The 1,410-nt window shown below is 29.6% G+C and carries 3 protein-coding genes; all 3 read right to left on the bottom strand.

What is annotated here, in order from left to right:
• Positions 1–138: 138 nt before the first annotated feature.
• Positions 139–792 (bottom strand): hypothetical protein, encoded by a 654-nt coding sequence (locus COZ07_RS08525; RefSeq protein WP_406608141.1) that lies wholly within the window; start codon positions 790–792, stop codon positions 139–141.
• Positions 783–1,016 carry a hypothetical protein gene (locus tag COZ07_RS08520; protein WP_406608140.1) on the bottom strand — a complete coding sequence of 78 codons (234 nt, stop codon included), beginning with the start codon at positions 1,014–1,016 and terminating at the stop codon, positions 783–785. Before COZ07_RS08520 ends, COZ07_RS08525 begins: the two co-directional genes overlap by 10 nt.
• A partial coding sequence (locus tag COZ07_RS08515) for a hypothetical protein (RefSeq protein WP_406608139.1) occupies positions 1,013–1,410 on the bottom strand: 398 nt, incomplete at its 5' end. The genes COZ07_RS08520 and COZ07_RS08515, both read right to left, overlap by 4 nt.

Below are 1,410 nucleotides of genomic sequence, written 5' to 3'. Positions count from 1 at the left end.
CAACAGTAGGCCAAGAATCTACTTTTGCTAAATCAATATCATTAAGATAACTATCAATTACATTATCCTCATATCCATTATCATTCATTATTTCTTTAACATAATAAAGCAAAGAAAGAAAAACTTTATTATATATTCTCATCCTGTTCTTAAAGCCTCTTTAAATTCTTTTGTAAAATCTTTTAAAAATCTTTTATTGTTTTTGTACATTTTCCATGCTTCTCGCCCCGCTTGAATAAATCTTCTACCTCCCCAAGCAGGATGATGGACATTAATCCAAACAACATTTTGTACTCTATTTTTTCCCATTTTATTGAGAGCGTCTATCTTATTTATACTCTCTAAAGTAAAACTTTGATTTTTTCTACTTCCAATATAAATTTTTACAAATGGTTGTTTGTCGCTAAAACTTCTATGTCCAAATTCTTGAGCTTCAAAATAATTAAACCCCGGATGCAAAACTCCCCCTTGAGAACTTCCCAAATTAGCTGCCCAATCAAAATTAATCAGATCAATAATTGCCCCCCTAAAAGTAGGTCTTACTACAGGGCCTACAGCTAAAATTTTTCTTAAAGTCCCAGTTTGTCTTTCTTGATGTTCTCTTCCTTTAGTTGCATCGTAAATCATTAACATTTTTTGTTTGGCAATCTCTCCAAACCGTTCACCCATTCTTACAGCCGCTTCAGAATTAGTTAAAATTCTTTTTAACCCTTTTTGTGCTTTAGCTAGATTAGTTATACTAAGGCTAACACTAGCATTAGCAAATCCTCTCCCTGAAGTTCTTATGAACATTCTTGTACCTTCGTTAAAACTCTACATATTAAATGATAATATTCATTAAAATTCGACAAAATTGCTTTTCTTAAGGCTTTTTTATCTTGATCACTCATTTGAATAACATCTAAAATATCTAAAATATTTTTAATTCCAACATTTAAATTAGAATGAAGATATTCTGTCACAGGGACAGTAAAATCAATTTCTTCGATATATTTTTTTCTCTCTTCATTAGTCATTTCTTAATCTCTTCTAAATTAATGATACATAGAGATATTTTTTTCAATCCTGTTTTATAAATCTTTTTAACAGAATAATGTTTAGTATTGTACCAAATATCATCAGTTTTATCAAAATAAGTCTGTCCAGTAACAGAATGAATATTACATAAAACATCTTTTAACCAACAAGTCAATCTTACATCCGCATCAGGATAAAAATCAATCTTTCGAGTTACCCAATCATAATAACCTTTATCTCCTAGAAAAGTCTTTGCAATCACTTTAACTGGCCAAGAAGTCGTAACATTGAAAAAAAATGTCCCATTACAAGTCGAACAATGAGAATTGGTTGCATCTTTAGTTATCGGATTATAAGCGCAAGATGAACAATTTTGTAAAATATTATAATAAA

Origin of the sequence: Candidatus Infernicultor aquiphilus (assembly GCF_002784285.1) — a bacterium.
Lineage (GTDB): Bacteria > Atribacterota > Phoenicimicrobiia > Phoenicimicrobiales > Phoenicimicrobiaceae > Infernicultor > Infernicultor aquiphilus.
This window is presented reverse-complemented; position numbering and strand designations above follow the sequence as displayed.

What these genes read in the sequence shown, in the direction of transcription:
- COZ07_RS08525 (WP_406608141.1), bottom strand. Translation starts at nt 792, where the DNA reads ATGTTCATAAGAACTTCAGGGAGAGGATTTGCTAATGCTAGTGTTAGC.
- COZ07_RS08520 (WP_406608140.1), bottom strand. Translation starts at nt 1,016, where the DNA reads ATGACTAATGAAGAGAGAAAAAAATATATCGAAGAAATTGATTTTACT.